Raw genomic sequence first — 16,423 nt, 5'->3', positions numbered from 1 at the left:
ACGGCCGACCGCAAAGTGCAGATCAAGGGCAATGACCACTTGCAGGTCGCCACCAGCCAGCACACCCGTGTCGGGCAGAATTTGCTGGCCGACGCCGGACAGCAAATCCACCTCAAGGCAGGGGCCATGCTGGTGCTGGACGCGGGGGCGAGCATCACGTTGATGGCAGGCGGGCAACACCTGGTAATCAGTGCGGCGGGGATCTTTAGCAGTACGCCGATTCAAGTGGGTGGGGTGGCGATGCCCGGTACGCCTGCCATGCCGTTATCACCGGGCGTGGTTCAGGTCCTGCACAGTATTGAGCTGGACCATTCGGCACAGCTGCAAGCCTTACAGGTCAAGGCGCCGGCCTGTGCGCAGTGCGAAGCCTTGAAGGCGAATACGCAAGTCGGTGGCATCCATGTTGACGCCTGATACGTTGCCCCCTGATTTGCCCTGGCAGGGCAATGCTTACCTGCTGCTGGATGGCATCAGCGTGAAAAACCTGCGGGTTCGCCTGCTCGACTGGTTCGCAGCGCCGGACTTCCAGCTGTTGTATGCCAATACGCCGCTGGTGTCCTGCAACCCGGTGTCCCCGTGCCTGATTACCTTGAAGGGGCCAAGTACACCGGGGTTGAGCCACTACTTGGCGCACAGTGCCGAGGAGTGGGGCTATTTGATTTTTAGTCATGCCAGCGCGTTCGAGGTCATCACTCATTTGCGTACGCTGCTGGATGCGCAGTACCCGCACGGGCAAAAAGTTTGGTTGCGGGTGGCTGATCCCGCCGTGATGCACGCTTTGCTCAAGCACGCTGAAGATACCGCAAGCGCTGATTTTTTTGGGCCGATGGAGCAGGTGGTGCTGCCGGATGCCATCAGCAACGCATGGCACCACCACGTACGCCGGGGTGCTCAACCCCGGTCATTGGCTGCCCAGCCTTATGGTTTGTGTGAGCGTCAGGTGGCCTTGCTTGATGAAGTACGCCTGCGGGCCATCTGGATAAGCCTGCATGGGCATCTGCACAAAGCCTTCCTCGAGGTGTTCGGCGGGCAGGATGCCCTCGCGCGCTGGGCATGGATTCGAAACGTGGCCGCAAGCGCCTATGCATTGGGGTTCAACAGTGAACACGAGATGTGCCTGTACGCCAACGTGCGCATTTTGCTGGGTGATGACGTGCTCGAGCGCCACCCCGACATCGCGCAGTTGCTCACCCAACCGTGCGCCTTGACGCCCACCCAGCGCATCGAACAGGCCGCCGCACTGGCGCTTGCCCGCAGTCCATACCGTGAGGAATTCAACGTATGAGTGCCCGGCGCCCGAATCCCAATCACATTGACCTGAGCCGCAGCGACGCGAAAACGGCTCTGGGTGTGTGTCCGCTGCGCAAGCCGCGTGTGCAGTTGTTGCCCTTACGGTATGGCCGGGTAGAGCGGCTCGACCCGGCCAGCGCGCTGACGATGCCGTATCGACTGGTTTCGCGGCCGTTGGGTATTCGCCAGCTGCGTGACGGCTGGCTGTATGTCATCGACAACACCAGTGGCTATTTGCACGAATACCGGGTGCTTGAGGGGCAGGTGACACAAATTGTGTGGCAAGGCAGCGAGGCCAGCCAGGATCAGCGCGACGGCGTGTTTGCCCAACATGCGTTGCTGTTCGAGCGCTCGACCACCTTGCACATGGCCTACAGCGAACTGCAATGGACGGCCCACAAGTGTTCGCGAATGATCGACAGTCGCAACGAGCGTGATCACTTCATGCAGCACGTCGACTTGAGCACGGCCCATTGCGCCACCGGTGGGCAGCACTTGCTGACTGAAGCCCAGGCGCAACAGTGGTTGGCAGAAGTCGCAGAACAACCCGGCACTGACGTGACTGTCGAGGGGCAAGACCCGCAAGAGTCTGAAGATTACGCCTGGGAAGATCAGCCGCATTTTCAAAAGCGGCACATCGGCGCGGTCAAAGGTCAGATGCTCGCGGCCTACGAGCATGATCATTTGTATCTGCTGTTCAACGACACGTTGGGCGTGATGCGCGATCTGGCCCAGGAACAAGACCTTGTGGTGAGCTGGATTGACACCTGGGTGGCCAAAGAGCGCCAAGAACTCAAATACCTGGTGGGCAGTTACATCGAAACCCTGATGGTGCTCAGTGATGGCAACGCTGTCAGCACCGGCGTAGATAAGCGCCTGTTCGAGAAAACCAGCCCGGCGCAGCGCGAAGCCATCTATGCCTACTTGAACGCGCGCAATACCTATCGGGGACTCAGTCCTGAAAAAGCCACCTATCCCGGCCACGGCCTGGACGCACAGACGCGTGGTGTGCGCCAGAGCCTGAATGACAAAAAACAGGCTATGCACGACGCCCTCGGTGAAGCGCTGCATGATGAACTGCAAGACGATATCGAGACCCTGCAAGACCATAGCGATGCGACCTTACAAGGCCGGGGGCTGGGTGCGCGGGGCATTCATGATCTGGTGCGCCACCGGGAAATGACCGCCTACCTGGAAGCCGAACGGGTACACATCAAGCGTTGGACCGCGCGTCTGGACCGCATCACCGAAGACCGCACCCAGTTGCTCATTCGTGGCGATCTGCACCGCAGCCTGTGGTACTTCGACCCCAAAGTGGATGAACAACTGCACGCGGCACTGGTGGCGGAACACAACTGCGTGCGCGATCTGTGCCGAACCGATGAGAGTCTGGAAGCTGTAGGAGAGTACCTGCATACGCACCCGTATTACATTTTGCCGGCGTTTGGCAGTCGCCTTGACTGGACCTTTCTGAGCAGCAAGGCGGCCGATCTGGTCAAGTGGCTCGATCAGGCGCGCACCGCACAAGACAGCATTGCCCAATCACACGTGCGCGTGCAGCAACTGAACACCCTGATGGGCCAGCACTGGGCCAACACCCTCGACCTCGATCCGCAGGCCAGGCAGTCGAGCCAATTGGTGCAGGCGGCCTACGCCCCGGCGGCGGCGCTGCGGCTGGAACGCTGGTTGGTCACGCTTCAGGCAAGCGTTAATGGCCCCGCCCTCAAAGCACACCTCGACGCCTTTGACAGCACCACCAATCGTGCCCACCGACTGGCAGGTCTGATGGCCTTGCAACACGAAGGAGCCACCTTGCGGATTGCCAGCGCGCAAGACGTCCAGCAATTCAACCTGCGCCTTACCAACCTGCAAGTGCTGCTAAAAAACGAAGACACCTACAAGTACAACCGTTCTGTCGCAAACAAAAACAGTCACTACCGCCATTCCACTGACATTCAGCGTCAGACAGCGCGGCAGCAGGCCGAGCATTACCATCGCCTGCTGCTAGATGCTCGCGAACAGCGGGTGGCGCTGGTCAAAATCATTCAAAACAGCCTGACCCTCACCAGCACCCAGCCTGCTGGATTTATCGGCTTGCAACTCAACTTGAACCCTCAACAGCAGGCGTACCTGAACGAAGAAATCAACCGCCTGCGCTCGGGCATCAAAGGCGGATACGGCGAAGGAAACGCCGGGGCTACTGTGTTCAAAAGTGGCTGGCTCCCGCTGGGGCTGATGCTGTGGCAGGCGTATTCGTTGGGGGAGGCTTGGGGGGCGTGGAAAGGGCAAGAGAGTGAGGGCGGCATCAAGAACGTGTTGATTTTAGGAGGAGCGATAAGCGGAACTGCATCGGCGGCGCTATCGGCTTATCAAAATACACATATAAGCTTGGTGGAAAAGGCTTTTAGAACTGTGCAGATCTCGAGTCATAGTGAAAGTGGAATGTTGCTTGCCGTGAAAATCGGGAAGTTAGGCCTAGGCCTTGGTGGGCTTATTACACCTTTTGCATTCTTTGGGGCGTTAGGCATATCACTTAATAATTTCGACAAGTGGGTGAATGCTATACGAACAGGAGATGGGGGAGAAAAAGCGGGCGCCTTTATAGCGTTAGTAGGTGACACTGGAGGCACTGCACTAGCTGGCGCTATGAAAATCAAAGCGCTAGTTGAGTTCCGTTTATTAATAAAAACTTTTGGCAAAGGGATTCAGGCGACAAGCGCAGCATGGGCGATTGGTGGTAGACGTTATTTGAGATATGTAGCAGGCCTCACTCCCTGGAACCTGGCTTTTATGGCTTTGGGGTTTGTAGGGGAAGCCATTTATAACTACCATAAACGCAATGATCATCAGCGTTGGTTATTGCAATGTTGCTGGGGGAATGACAGTCAGGGGTGGAACTGGCTTAACCACGCGCAGCACTTGTCTGAAGCTACCCAACGTCCAGTTTTTTTAGATCAAGGAATTACCCAGTCGTTGGACGAATGGGGGAAAGTTCGTTCTTTTTATCTGAGCTTCCCGGGTATGAGTCTGCAAAGCTTGGAGCGTTCCCCCATAATTTTTACAGCTCAGTGGCGGCGTGACAGTACCTCCCAATATAGGGATGTTGGGGCAATAGTAAGGAGCAATTTTGTACTGGTAGGCGACAGTCCTCTAGGCATACAGCTTAGTTTGCCTTATGAATGGTGTGGTACTCAGTCCATATTGAATGTCAGGTTTGCAGTTAAACCGGATCTTGCAGAAAGCTATCTGAAGTCGAATGAGCACTACCTAAGCTATCGTATTCCTTTGGATATTGGAGTTATCAATGCCCCTGTCGAGGGAGTTGAGGGTGTTGCTTATATGGGTGAGGCTGAGTGGTGTGAATTGAAGGTGAGTGACTTTAATGCGTGATGAAAAATACGACCGACTGCCTCATGCCGGTGATTTTGAAAAAAACAAAGGAGCGGAAGCTTTATATCTGGCACCCAATCCTTTACCGACAGGCGTAGTACCTTTTAGTGGTCAACGCATGCACAGGGAAATTAACGCTGTGTTTTTGGATTTTGGCCCGGGAGGGGGTGGATTAGAGTTTGCGATAAGACTCTCTGTAGGGTCGGTTATGAATATGGTGATATTTTTTTTACTGCTAGGCCTTGGTTTGGGCGTGCATGCGTATATAGAGTACGGCAGTCCGTTTTATGAAATTTTAGTTAATTTGATTTTGCCGAGTTACTTTATTTGGGGTTTTCTTGCTTTCATGATATTGACAGCGGGTATCCCCCTGACCAAAACCATTCTGGAAGTCATAAATGAACCCCCCGTCCGCTTCAACCGCCAACGCCGCGAAGTGGCGTATGTCCCTAAAAAAGGCGAGCCGCCGTTAATCGTGCCTTGGGAGGAAGTGATTGCCTGCGTCACGGTAGGCTCGGTGGTGACTGAATACGCCGTCATGCCCAGCGCTTCACTGATGATCGGTCTGCGCGACAGTAGCAGTGGCGCTGTGTCGTGGCTGACCATTCCTACCGGGCACTTGAGTCTGGCAGTCAGTGAATGGGAGGCCCTGAGGGTGTACATGGAAGAGGGGCCGGAAGCGGTGCCAGTCACGTTGTTGACGGATGAAGAGTTTCAGGAAGGCACCGTGGCCTACTTTCATATGTGTCGCGAGGTCTACCGTGAAATGCACGCTTGGCCGGTGTATGCCTTTGGCTTTTTGACGATTCAGTTTTGCAGCGGCTGGACTTTGCCCTGCCGACTCGCCCAATGGGTAAGCAATCAGCCCAAAGCGGCGTTCCCTGACTCAATTGTCGAATGGTCCAAACCGATACCTGCCGAACAACACGCCCAACCCAGCCCCGAGCTGCTGCAACAAAGTGCCGAAGTCAGGGAGGCTTTTAGCCAAGGCTTAAATTTGTTTGAGTTTTACAATATTAAGTTTACGGATGAAGACATCTCGGCAAAAGCAGAAATGGGTCGATGAGCGACTTTAAACAAGTGAGGCTATACCTTGCCACAGTTGGCGTGATCGTAAGTTTAAGCATGGGGCAGAAGAATGGAAGAGTCTAAGTACGATCGACTTCCTCATGCTGGTGACTTCGAAAAAAAATCAGGTGTGGAGTTTTTGTACCTGTCACCCAAGCCGTTACCGACAGGTGTGGGAGGGGGTAGTGGAAAACGCATGCATAGATTAATAGATAATGTGTTCTTGGATTTTGGTCCGGGGGTAGGAGGGCTGGAATTTTCGATAAGGGCCTCTATTGGGTTGGTTGTGAATTTGGTAATAACTTTCTTGTTAATAGGTTTAGGGTTAGGGGTCGATGAATATGTTGAGTCCGGAAAACCTTTTTATGGGGTTGTAATTAATTTGGTTTTACCTAATTACTATATTTGGGGAGTCGTGATTTTTTTTGTAGTAATAGCGGGTATCCCGCTGACAAAAAATATCCTGGGAATAATCAACGATCCCCCCGTCCGCTTCAACCGCCAACGCCGCGAAGTGGCGTATGTCCCTAAAAAAGGCGAGCCGCCGTTAATCGTGCCTTGGGAGGAAGTGATTGCCTGCGTCACGGTAGGCTCGGTGGTGACTGAATACGCCGTCATGCCCAGCGCTTCACTGATGATCGGTCTGCGCGACAGCAGCAGTGGCGCTGTGGCGTGGCTGACCATTCCTACCGGGCACTTGAGTCTGGCAGTCAGTGAATGGGAGGCCCTGAGGGTGTACATGGAAGAGGGGCCGGAAGCGGTGCCAGTCACGTTGTTGACGGATGAAGAGTTTCAGGAAGGCACCGTGGCCTACTTTCATATGTGTCGCGAGGTTTACCGCGAAATGCACGCTTGGCCGGTGTATGCCTTTGGCTTTTTGACGATTCAGTTTTGCAGCGGCTGGACTTTGCCCTGCCGACTCGCCCAATGGGTAAGCAATCAGCCCAAAGCGGCGTTCCCTGACTCAATTGTCGAATGGTCCAAACCGATACCTGCCGAACAACATGCCCAACCCAGCCCCGAGCTGCTGCAACAAAGTGCCGAAGTCAGGGAGGCTTTTAGCCAGGGCTTAAATTTGTTGGAGTTTTATAATATTAAGTTTGCAGATGAAGACATCTCGGCAACAGCGGAAGTGGGTCGATGAGCGACTTTGAACAAGTGAAAATTTATTCTATGAGAGTGAGCTTGTTCGTAAGTTTAAGTGTGGGGCAGAATAATGGATGAGGCCAAATATAATCGATTGCCCCATGCAGGAGACTTTGAAAAGAAACAAGGTGCGGAAGTTTTATATCTGGCTCCTCGACCTTTGCCTACGGGAGTAAACGCTTTTAGTGGTCAGCGGATGCATAAAGAGATTAATGGTGTGTTCTTGGACTTTGCTCCCAGTGCTGGAGGTTTAGAATTTGCAGTTAGAGTGTCTGTAGGTTCGATTGTGAATATTTTTGTTCTTTTTTTTCTTTCTGGTTTAGGTTTGGGTTTTTTTGAGTATTTTAACTCTGGTAAACCGGTACTTGGTTTTTTAATAAATTTCATAATTCCTAATTATTATTTATGGGGCTTTCTTGTTCTCTTAATTCTAATGGCAGGTATCCCCCTGACCAAAACCATTCTGGAAGTCATAAATGAACCCCCTGTCCGCTTCAACCGCCAACGCCGCGAGGTGGCGTATGTCCCTAAAAAAGGCCAGCCGCCGTTAATCGTGCCTTGGGAGGAAGTGATTGCCTGCGTCACGGTAGGCTCGGTGGTGACTGAATACGCCGTCATGCCCAGCGCTTCACTGATGATCGGTCTGCGCGACAGCAGCAGTGGCGCTGTGGCGTGGCTGACCATTCCTACCGGGCACTTGAGTCTGGCAGTCAGTGAATGGGAAGCCTTGAGGGTTTACATGGAAGAGGGACCCGAAGCCTTACCAGTCACGTTGTTGACGGATGAAGAGTTTCAGGAGGGCACCGTGGCCTACTTTCATATGTGTCGCGAGGTCTACCGCGAAATGCACACTTGGCCGGTGTATGCCTTTGGCTTTTTGACGATTCAGTTTTGCAGCGGCTGGACTTTGCCCTGCCGACTCGCCCAATGGGTAGGCAATCAGCCCAAAGCGGCGTTCCCTGACTCAATTGTCGAATGGTCCAAACCGATACCTCCCGAACAACACGCACAACCCAGCCCCGAGCTGCTGCAACAAAGTGCCGAAGTCAGGGAGGCTTTTAGCCAAGGCTTAAGTTTGTTGGAGTTTTACAATATTAAGTTTTCGCAGGATAAGGCCTCTCCAGACAATGAACTCGGACAATAAATCAGATTTGTCCTGCATGAAGATCAGAGCCGGGGGGTTTTTTAAATCTGAGGAATGGATCAGGGTCGTAGCTTTCTTTTGGTTGGAACGCACTCATGACTCAGGACACTTCACTCGCAGGTGTAAAGCCCGCCGAGTTTTATGTGGTCTCGATTAAAAAACTGTCATTCATGTATGGCGTCACGATGGGTTTGTATTTGTTCGCATGGTTCTACCAACATTGGAAATGTTATCAACGCTCTACCGGGACACAGGTTTTGCCGGTCTTTCGCGCTCTTTTTAACGGGGTCTATATTTTTTCGCTGTTCAGCAGGATTCAGCAGGCACTGGATGTGTCAGGTCGCACTTACCAATGGTTCCCGACACGGCGGGCCGCTCTGTTAGGCATCGCTTGGGCATTACCCATTCTCAGCATGATGATTGAGGGAGATGAACCGTCCTTCTGGATATTTATCCTTCTGAATTGGGGGTTGTTTGTGGCGTGCGGGTGGTTGTTGATCGGAGCGCAACGCGCCGTCAATTATTTGCACAACGACCCACAGGGCAAAAAAAACCGGACACTGAACGTTGCCAACCGTGTTTGGGCAGTATGCGGTGCTGTTGTGTGGATGGTTTTCATCTTGATGATGATGCTATTGGTCTATGTGCCCTACTGATAGCCAGGTTCTGCCGCGTACTTAGAGTTGCTCGGGCATTAAAAAACCGGACACCCTCACAGGTGCCCGGTTTTTATTTTCAGCGTTCGGGTAATCCATCAACCGATGGTCATCAAGCTCGCATTACCCCCTGCGGCTGCGGTGTTGACGCTCAATGCGCGTTCAATCACCAGACGTTCCAGCGCGATGTTGGTTTCGCCCTGAGACAAGCCTTGCACGCCGACGATCGCGCCTGCGCGCTTGGCCACTTGCTGGCACACGTCACGCAATTGATCGCAGTCGCCGTGATGCAGGACAGCGTCAAAGATCACGTCGTCTTTGGTCCAGTCAGCCACCAGTTTGATGCGTGCCTGCACCTCTTTTGGCAGACGGGCGAGCAGGGCTTTGGCCAGCTCGCTTTCCGGCATGACCGCAGAGCTGCCTACGGCCAATACCGCTGCCAGTTGAGTCAGCAAGTCGCTTTCCACTTCGGCCAGGCACAGCACGTGTTCGCGCGGCAGGATGGCGTAGCTGTTGCGCTCGCCCGTCGGACCATTGAGCAAGCGAGTGATACCGCTTTGCGAATGGGCGGCGAATTCGCTGCACAACTCGGCCAAGCTGGCCTGCTGGTTGTTGTCGGCCCAGGCTTGCAGTGCTTTGAGCGGTTTGCTCAAGGCTTCGCGGGCTTGGGTGTCGGGTGCGCTGATGGCATCGACCTTGGCGAACGACTGCTCGATGGCATTGCCCGGACGGGTCGACAGCAAGCGGAACAGGTACAAAGGGCCGCCGGCTTTAGGGCCTGTGCCTGACAAGCCTTCGCCACCAAACGGCTGGACGCCGACCACTGCGCCAACGATGTTGCGGTTTACGTAGACGTTACCGGCATTGACGCTGTTGACCACTTTGGCAATGGTTTCGTCGATGCGGGTGTGCACGCCCAGCGTCAGGCCGTAACCCGACGCATTGATCTGAGCGATCAATTGGTCAATGTCTTTGCGCTTGTACCGCACCACGTGCAGCACTGGGCCGAAGATTTCGCGTTCCAGCTCGTCGAAGCTTTCCAGCTCGATCAGGGTCGGCATGACGAAGGTGCCGCGCTTGCATTCTTCGATGTCGGCAATCGCCATCTGGAACACGTTGCGGCCTTTGTCACGCATGCCCTGGATGTGTTTCTCGATGCCCGCTTTGGCTTCGGCGTCGATCACCGGGCCAATGTCCACGCTCAAGCGCTCAGGATTACCCATGCGCGATTCAGCCATTGCACCTTTGAGCATTTCGATGACGCGATCAGCCGAATCTTCCTGCAAGCACAGCACGCGCAGTGCCGAGCAACGTTGGCCAGCGCTGTCGAAGGCCGAGGACACCACGTCGATGACCACTTGTTCGGTCAATGCCGAGGAATCGACGATCATGGCGTTTTGACCGCCGGTTTCGGCGATCAGCGGGATCGGACGACCCTGTGCATCCAGACGGCCGGCAATGTTGCGTTGCAGCAAGCGGGCGACTTCGGTGGAACCGGTGAACATCACGCCTTTGACGCGATCGTCGCCGACCAGACGCGCACCGACGGTTTCGCCACGGCCCGGCAGCAATTGCAGCACGCCTTCGGGGATACCGGCTTCCAGCAGGATACGCACTGCTTGTGCGGCGACCAGCGGCGTTTGCTCGGCCGGCTTGGCCAGCACCGGGTTCCCGGCGGCCAGGGCGGCAGCAACTTGACCGCTGAAAATCGCCAGCGGAAAGTTCCACGGGCTGATGCAGACCACGGGGCCCAATGGGCGGTGCGCGTCGTTGGTCAGGTCGTTGCGCGCTTGTACGGCGTAGTAACGCAAGAAGTCGACGGCTTCACGGACTTCGGCGATGGCGTTGGCGAAGGTCTTGCCCGCCTCACGTGCCAACAGGCCCATGAGTGGCTGGATCTCGGCTTCCATCAAGTCTGCGGCACGCTCCAGAATGGCGGCGCGCTCGGCAGGCGGGGTGGCTTGCCAGATCGGCGCGACATTCAATGCGCACTGGATCGCGTTGTCGGCGTCCTCAACGGTAGCTTCCTGCACATGGCCGACCACGTCGCGCAGATCGGACGGGTTGAGCACCGGTGCAGGCGTTTCGGTGCTAGAGGCGCAACCGAGCATCGGCGCAGCTTTCCAGTCGTTGTGTGCGGTGGCCAGCAGGGCGCAGGACAGCGACGCCAAGCGGTGTTCGTTGGCCATGTCGATGCCGCTGGAGTTGGCGCGTTCGCTGCCATACAGGTCGCGCGGCAAAGGGATGCGCGGGTGAGGCAAGCCGAAGCCGCCTTCTTGCGCCGCCATGTGCTCGATCTGCGAGATCGGGTCGGCTACCAGCTCTTGAATCGAAATGGTGTGGTCGGCGATGCGGTTAACGAACGAGGTGTTGGCGCCGTTTTCCAGCAAGCGACGCACCAGATAGGCCAGCAGTGTTTCGTGGGTGCCGACCGGTGCGTACACACGGCACGGACGATTGAGCTTGCCTTCGGAAAGTTTGCCGACGACTTGCTCGTACAGCGGTTCACCCATGCCGTGCAGGCATTGGAACTCGTACTGGCCAGGGTAGTAGTTCTGACCAGCGATATGGTAAATCGCCGACAGCGTTTGGGCGTTGTGCGTCGCGAATTGCGGATAGATAGCCTCAGGCACGGCCAGCAGTTTTTTCGCACAGGCAAGGTAGGAAACGTCGGTGTACACCTTGCGGGTGTAGACCGGATAGCCTTCCAGGCCTTCGACTTGAGCGCGCTTGATTTCGCTGTCCCAATACGCGCCTTTTACCAGACGGATCATCAGGCGGTGACGGCTGCGGCGTGCCAGGTCGATCACGTAGTCGATCACGTACGGGCAGCGCTTCTGGTAAGCCTGAATCACGAAACCGATGCCGTTCCAGCCAGCCAGTTGTGGCTCGAAGCACAGGCGTTCCAGCAGGTCGAGCGACAGCTCAAGGCGGTCAGCTTCTTCGGCGTCGATGTTCAGGCCGATGTCATATTGCTTGGCCAGCAAGGTCAGCGACAGCAGGCGCGGGTACAGCTCGTCCATCACGCGCTCGTACTGGGCGCGGCTGTAACGCGGGTGCAGGGCCGACAATTTGATCGAAATCCCCGGGCCTTCGTAGATGCCACGGCCGTTAGAGGCTTTGCCGATCGAATGGATCGCTTGCTCGTAGGACGCGAGGTATTTTTGCGCGTCGAGCTCGGTGAGTGCGGCTTCGCCGAGCATGTCGTAGGAGTAACGGAAGCCCTTGGCTTCAAAGCGCGTGGCGTTGGCCAGGGCTTCGGCGATGGTTTCGCCGGTCACAAACTGCTCGCCCATCAGGCGCATGGCCATGTCGACGCCCTTGCGAATCATCGGCTCGCCGCTTTTGCCGATGATGCGGCTCAGGGAGGAGGTCAGGCCTGCTTCGTTGTGGGTCGACACCAACTTGCCTGTCAGCAACAGACCCCAAGTCGCTGCGTTGACGAACAGAGACGGGCTGTTGCCCAAGTGCGGGTGCCAGTTGCCGGTGCTGATTTTGTCGCGAATCAGCGCGTCACGGGTGCCCTTGTCCGGGATGCGCAGCAGCGCTTCGGCCAGGCACATCAATGCCACGCCTTCCTGGGATGACAGAGAGAATTCTTGCAGCAGGCCCTGGACGATGCCTGCACGGCCACCGGCGCTCTTCTGATTGCGCAGTTTTTCAGCAATCGAGGCGGCCAGTGTTTGCGTGGCTTCGGCCATCGGGGCAGGCAGACGCGCTTGCTCGATCAGCATCGGCACCACTTCGGGTTCCGGGCGACGGTAAGCGGAAGTGATCGCGGCGCGCAGCACCGACTGGGGCAGGATGCTTTCTGCAAACTCCAGGAAGCACTGATGCGCGTGATCGGTTTGCACCTCGTCGGCGTCATCGCTGGCTGCGCCAGGGATACCGCTCAACTCGGTCAGGGTTGCACCACCCTCGAGTTTTTCCAGGTAATTAAAGATTGCCTGCTTGATCAGCCAGTGCGGCGTACGATCAATCGAGGTCGCGGCGGCCTTGAGGCGCTCGCGGGTCGGGTCATCAAGTTTGACCCCAAGGGTGGTGGTAGCCATATTTTTATCCTCATGGGTGCCGCAGTTGCGCGGCAGCAGCTGGCGGCAAGATTAGCTGCGCGCACCCAGAGGTGCAACCTAGTGCAACCCGTTTTTTTGCGGATTGTTCGACGCTTCGTCAGGATTTTGAATGGAGTGCAATTTTTTGCACAGACTTGGTGCTTTTTGATTGGCTTTGCGTGGTTCTTGCTCCGAAAAGGAGCAAAAAAACCGAATTGAGACGAAAAGGCGACAAGGTGCAACTTGTCAGACAAAAACTGGTTGCACCCGATTTGCTTTGTTGCATAGCATTCGCCGCTAAGGTGCAACCTCTTCACTGTTGGGTTCATCGGCTGATGATTTTCCTGGGGAAACGTCAGTCATAATTGCGCGGCTATGTTATTCGTCTCAAACAGGACGTTTGTGAGCGTCCGACCAGACCGCTGCTAAACATAAAAACAATGCCAGGGCTTAATTCAATGAGTGTTAGTAACCCAACCCTGATCACGTTCGTGATCTATATCGTGGCAATGGTGCTGATTGGCCTCATGGCCTATCGCTCCACCAATAACCTTTCCGACTACATTCTGGGTGGCCGTAGCCTGGGCAGCGTTGTGACTGCACTGTCCGCTGGCGCCTCCGACATGAGCGGCTGGTTGTTGATGGGCTTGCCGGGCGCCATTTATGTTTCCGGTCTGTCGGAAAGCTGGATTGCCATTGGCCTGGTAACCGGTGCTTACCTGAACTGGCTGTTTGTGGCAGGTCGCCTGCGGGTGCAGACCGAGCACAACGGCGATGCGCTGACCCTGCCGGATTACTTCTCCAGCCGTTTTGAAGACAAAAGCGGTCTGCTGCGGATCATCTCGGCCATCGTGATTTTGGTGTTCTTCACCATCTACTGCGCTTCCGGCATCGTCGCCGGTGCCCGTCTGTTCGAAAGCACCTTCGGCATGCCGTACGAAACCGCATTGTGGGCAGGTGCCGCGGCAACCATCGCCTACACCTTTATCGGTGGTTTCCTGGCCGTGAGCTGGACCGACACCGTTCAGGCGACCCTGATGATTTTCGCGTTGATCCTCACGCCGATCATCGTGCTGTTGGCCACGGGCGGTGTAGACACCACGTTCCTGGCCATTGAAGCCAAAGACCCAAGCAACTTCGACATGCTTAAAGGCACCTCCTTCATCGGCATTATTTCGCTGATGGGCTGGGGCCTGGGTTACTTCGGTCAGCCGCACATTCTGGCGCGTTTCATGGCTGCAGACTCGGTGAAGTCGATCGCCAAGGCGCGTCGTATCTCCATGGCCTGGATGATCCTGTGCCTGGCCGGTACCGTGGCTGTGGGCTTCTTCGGTATCGCGTACTTCTCGGCACATCCTGAGGTGGCCGGTCCTGTGACCGAAAACCCTGAGCGCGTGTTCATTGAACTGGCCAAGCTGCTGTTCAATCCGTGGATTGCCGGTGTGTTGTTGTCGGCCATTCTGGCTGCGGTAATGAGCACCTTGAGCTGCCAGTTGCTGGTGTGCTCCAGCGCCCTGACTGAAGACTTCTACAAGGCTTTCTTGCGTAAAAATGCCTCCCAGGTTGAGCTGGTGTGGGTCGGTCGCGCCATGGTGCTGGTGGTTGCCTTGATCGCCATCGTACTGGCCGCCAACCCGGATAACCGCGTTCTGGGCCTGGTGAGCTATGCATGGGCAGGCTTCGGGGCTGCGTTCGGCCCAGTGGTACTGATCTCGGTACTGTGGAAGGGCATGACCCGTAATGGCGCATTGGCCGGTATTTTGGTGGGTGCCATTACCGTGATCGTGTGGAAACACTTCTCGCTGTTTGGTCTGTACGAGATCATTCCGGGCTTCATCTTCGCCAGCATCGCCATTCTGGTGGTTAGCTTGATGGGCAAAGGCCCAAGCAAGAACATGGTTGAGCGTTTCAGCGCTGCCGAGAAAGACTTCCAGCAAAACCGCTGAGTGATTTGAGCCTCGGCTCACACGGTAAATGTGGTTAAAAAAGGCCCGCCTCTGTAAATGAGCGGGCTTTTTTTTGGATGAACTGTATGAAATTTCGGCATTTGTGCATCGAATGGTCTGGAGGCTGTTTTTGTTCAAACGCACCGACTAATCTTGTGTGAGTGCTCAGCGTTGAGTACCTCATCAAGGAGCGTTGAGATGCCCAACAGAGCAGTTACCGGTTACGTGTCCAGCCACGAACTGCCTTTTTCTATTCAGCGTCATTACGTATGGACAGTTACGCTGTTTGCACATGACCTCATGGGGTGTCGCAAGACGCTGGCTGAAACAAGAATGTACAGTGAGATCGCATCGCCTTTTGTGTATGGGCTTTATGCCGGGGGGGCGGTAAATGACCCAAGCATCGCCGGGTATGTCATCCGCTCGGAAGTCCTGGACAACCAGGTCGTTGTGGCTGATGCCGAGAGAAGCTTCTTCTTTGACTGGAACGAAGACCGAAAGGTGCAAAATCTGACGCTGATGCCGCAAGCGGTTTGATGGATAACACCGTTTGGCGTGGCGAGCGGCTTAACCCCTGACGTTACTCGCTGCACAGGGTAAACTTCGCCCCCTGCGCAGGAGCAACCATGAACTATCGTCACGCCTTCCACGCCGGCAACCATGCCGACGTTCTCAAACATATTGTGTTGACCCGCCTCATCGCCTTGATGTCGCGTAAAGAACAGCCTTTTGCTTACCTTGATACCCACGCGGGCATCGGTCTGTACGACCTTCAGGGTGACCAGGCCAACCGTACTGGTGAGTACCTGGAAGGTATCGCCCGTTTGTGGGACCAGAAAGACTTGCCCGCAGTAACAGCGGATTACATGCAAGTGCTGCACAAGATGAACCCGGATGGAACGCTACGTTACTACCCCGGTTCACCTGAATTGGCGCGGCGCCTGACCCGTTCGCAAGACCGCGTGTTGCTGAACGAAAAACACCCGGAAGACGGCGTGTTACTCAAAGACAACATGAAGGGTGATCGCCGGGTAGCGGTGCATCTGGGTGAAGGCTGGCATGTGCCGCGTGCGCTGCTGCCGGTGGCAGAAAAGCGCGGGCTGATGCTGATCGATCCGCCGTTTGAAAAGCTCGACGAGATGAAGCGTTGCACGGAGTCGTTGAAAGACGCCATCAGTCGTATGCGCCAGACCGTTGTTGCGATTTGGTATCCGATTAAGGACAAACGTCAGTTGCGCCGCTTTTATCAGGATCTGGCGGGTTCGGGTGCGCCCAAACTGCTGCAAGTTGAGCTGTTTGTGCATCCTTTGGATACTCCGAACAGCCTGAATGGTTCGGGTTTGGCCATTGCCAACCCGCCGTGGGGCCTGGAAGAAGAGCTGCGTGAATTGTTGCCGTGGTTGGCCAAGAAACTGGGTCAAACCCAGGGCGGCTGGCAGATGGAATGGTTGATCGCAGAGTAAGCCTGCATTTTTGTAGTCGTCGCTGTCGAGGTCGAGGCTGCAACCGGGCGCTGCAGTGTGTCTGAGACAGCGCGTTGAATGGTTTACGACGGCTGCGCCGCCGGACGCAGCCTCGCACGACTCGTCAGCGACTACAGGTGTGTAACCGGTAGTCGCGGGCCTTTGTAGTCGCTGTCGAGGTACGAGGCTGCGATCGGGCGCTGCGGTGTGTCTGAGGCACCGCGTTGAATGGTTTACGACGGCTGCGCCGCCGGACGCAGCCTCGCAC

The 16,423-nt window shown here is 55.8% G+C and carries 10 protein-coding genes and 2 pseudogenes; 11 read left to right on the top strand and 1 reads right to left on the bottom strand.

Going from position 1 to position 16,423, the window contains the following annotated elements; all coding sequences use genetic code 11:
• The 8 genes and pseudogenes from ACP7A4_RS16910 to ACP7A4_RS16875 all read left to right on the top strand — a co-directional run.
• Positions 1-414, top strand: a pseudogene (locus tag ACP7A4_RS16910) (type VI secretion system tip protein VgrG); the annotation flags it as partial.
• Positions 401-1,285 (top strand): DUF4123 domain-containing protein, encoded by an 885-nt coding sequence (locus tag ACP7A4_RS16905; RefSeq protein WP_426247827.1) that lies wholly within the window; start codon positions 401-403, stop codon positions 1,283-1,285. The pseudogene ACP7A4_RS16910 and the gene ACP7A4_RS16905, both read left to right, overlap by 14 nt.
• Positions 1,282-1,698: pseudogene (locus tag ACP7A4_RS16900) on the top strand (toxin VasX); the annotation flags it as partial. The gene ACP7A4_RS16905 and the pseudogene ACP7A4_RS16900, both read left to right, overlap by 4 nt.
• Positions 1,699-1,785: 87 nt before the next feature.
• Positions 1,786-4,680, top strand: a complete 2,895-nt coding sequence (locus ACP7A4_RS16895) for a hypothetical protein (RefSeq protein WP_426247831.1) — start codon at positions 1,786-1,788, stop codon at positions 4,678-4,680.
• Positions 4,673-5,746 (top strand): DUF6708 domain-containing protein, encoded by a 1,074-nt coding sequence (locus ACP7A4_RS16890; RefSeq protein WP_426247826.1) that lies wholly within the window; start codon positions 4,673-4,675, stop codon positions 5,744-5,746. The genes ACP7A4_RS16895 and ACP7A4_RS16890 overlap by 8 nt, the downstream gene beginning before the upstream one ends.
• Before the next feature lie 72 nt (positions 5,747-5,818).
• The gene (locus ACP7A4_RS16885; RefSeq protein WP_426247825.1) at positions 5,819-6,892 is read left to right on the top strand and encodes a DUF6708 domain-containing protein; all 1,074 of its coding nucleotides are present in this window, start codon (positions 5,819-5,821) and stop codon (positions 6,890-6,892) included.
• Between the two features lie 72 nt (positions 6,893-6,964).
• Positions 6,965-8,038: a DUF6708 domain-containing protein gene (locus ACP7A4_RS16880; protein WP_426247824.1), complete on the top strand. Its 1,074-nt coding sequence runs from the start codon at positions 6,965-6,967 to the stop codon at positions 8,036-8,038.
• 95 nt (positions 8,039-8,133) lie between these two features.
• A complete protein-coding gene (locus tag ACP7A4_RS16875) occupies positions 8,134-8,694 on the top strand; it encodes a hypothetical protein (RefSeq protein WP_426247823.1) in 561 nt (186 codons plus the stop codon).
• Positions 8,695-8,792: 98 nt separating this feature from the next.
• On the opposite strand, the gene putA is transcribed toward ACP7A4_RS16875, so the two are convergent.
• A complete protein-coding gene (gene putA / locus ACP7A4_RS16870) occupies positions 8,793-12,746 on the bottom strand; it encodes a trifunctional transcriptional regulator/proline dehydrogenase/L-glutamate gamma-semialdehyde dehydrogenase (protein ID WP_203303079.1) in 3,954 nt (1,317 codons plus the stop codon).
• Positions 12,747-13,204: 458 nt separating this feature from the next.
• On the opposite strand from putA, the gene putP reads away from it, so the two are divergent.
• From putP to ACP7A4_RS16855, 3 genes are all read left to right on the top strand, one after another.
• Complete coding sequence (gene putP, locus ACP7A4_RS16865; protein ID WP_048364509.1) at positions 13,205-14,692, top strand: sodium/proline symporter PutP; 1,488 nt, start codon at positions 13,205-13,207, stop codon at positions 14,690-14,692.
• A 198-nt stretch (positions 14,693-14,890) separates the two neighbouring features.
• A complete protein-coding gene (locus ACP7A4_RS16860; RefSeq protein ID WP_048364508.1) occupies positions 14,891-15,229 on the top strand; it encodes a hypothetical protein in 339 nt (112 codons plus the stop codon).
• A gap of 89 nt (positions 15,230-15,318) precedes the next feature.
• Positions 15,319-16,155, top strand: coding sequence for a 23S rRNA (adenine(2030)-N(6))-methyltransferase RlmJ (locus ACP7A4_RS16855; protein ID WP_059763626.1), 837 nt, complete (start codon positions 15,319-15,321; stop codon positions 16,153-16,155).
• The last annotated feature ends 268 nt before the right edge of the window (positions 16,156-16,423 follow it).

This window comes from Pseudomonas sp. TWR3-1-1, from assembly GCF_049896545.1.
Taxonomy (GTDB): Bacteria; Pseudomonadota; Gammaproteobacteria; order Pseudomonadales; family Pseudomonadaceae; genus Aquipseudomonas; species Aquipseudomonas weihenstephanensis.
The sequence above is the reverse complement of the archived record's forward strand: the minus strand, read 5'-3'. Positions and strand labels throughout refer to the sequence as shown.

Bases quoted from the DNA above. Each gene is read 5' to 3' on its own strand.
- ACP7A4_RS16905 (WP_426247827.1), top strand. From the start codon at position 401: ATGTTGACGCCTGATACGTTGCCCCCTGATTTGCCCTGGCAGGGCAAT.
- ACP7A4_RS16890 (WP_426247826.1), top strand. From the start codon at position 4,673: ATGCGTGATGAAAAATACGACCGACTGCCTCATGCCGGTGATTTTGAA.
- ACP7A4_RS16885 (WP_426247825.1), top strand. From the start codon at position 5,819: ATGGAAGAGTCTAAGTACGATCGACTTCCTCATGCTGGTGACTTCGAA.
- ACP7A4_RS16880 (WP_426247824.1), top strand. From the start codon at position 6,965: ATGGATGAGGCCAAATATAATCGATTGCCCCATGCAGGAGACTTTGAA.
- ACP7A4_RS16875 (WP_426247823.1), top strand. From the start codon at position 8,134: ATGACTCAGGACACTTCACTCGCAGGTGTAAAGCCCGCCGAGTTTTAT.
- putA (WP_203303079.1), bottom strand. From the start codon at position 12,746: ATGGCTACCACCACCCTTGGGGTCAAACTTGATGACCCGACCCGCGAG.
- putP (WP_048364509.1), top strand. From the start codon at position 13,205: ATGAGTGTTAGTAACCCAACCCTGATCACGTTCGTGATCTATATCGTG.
- ACP7A4_RS16860 (WP_048364508.1), top strand. From the start codon at position 14,891: ATGCCCAACAGAGCAGTTACCGGTTACGTGTCCAGCCACGAACTGCCT.
- ACP7A4_RS16855 (WP_059763626.1), top strand. From the start codon at position 15,319: ATGAACTATCGTCACGCCTTCCACGCCGGCAACCATGCCGACGTTCTC.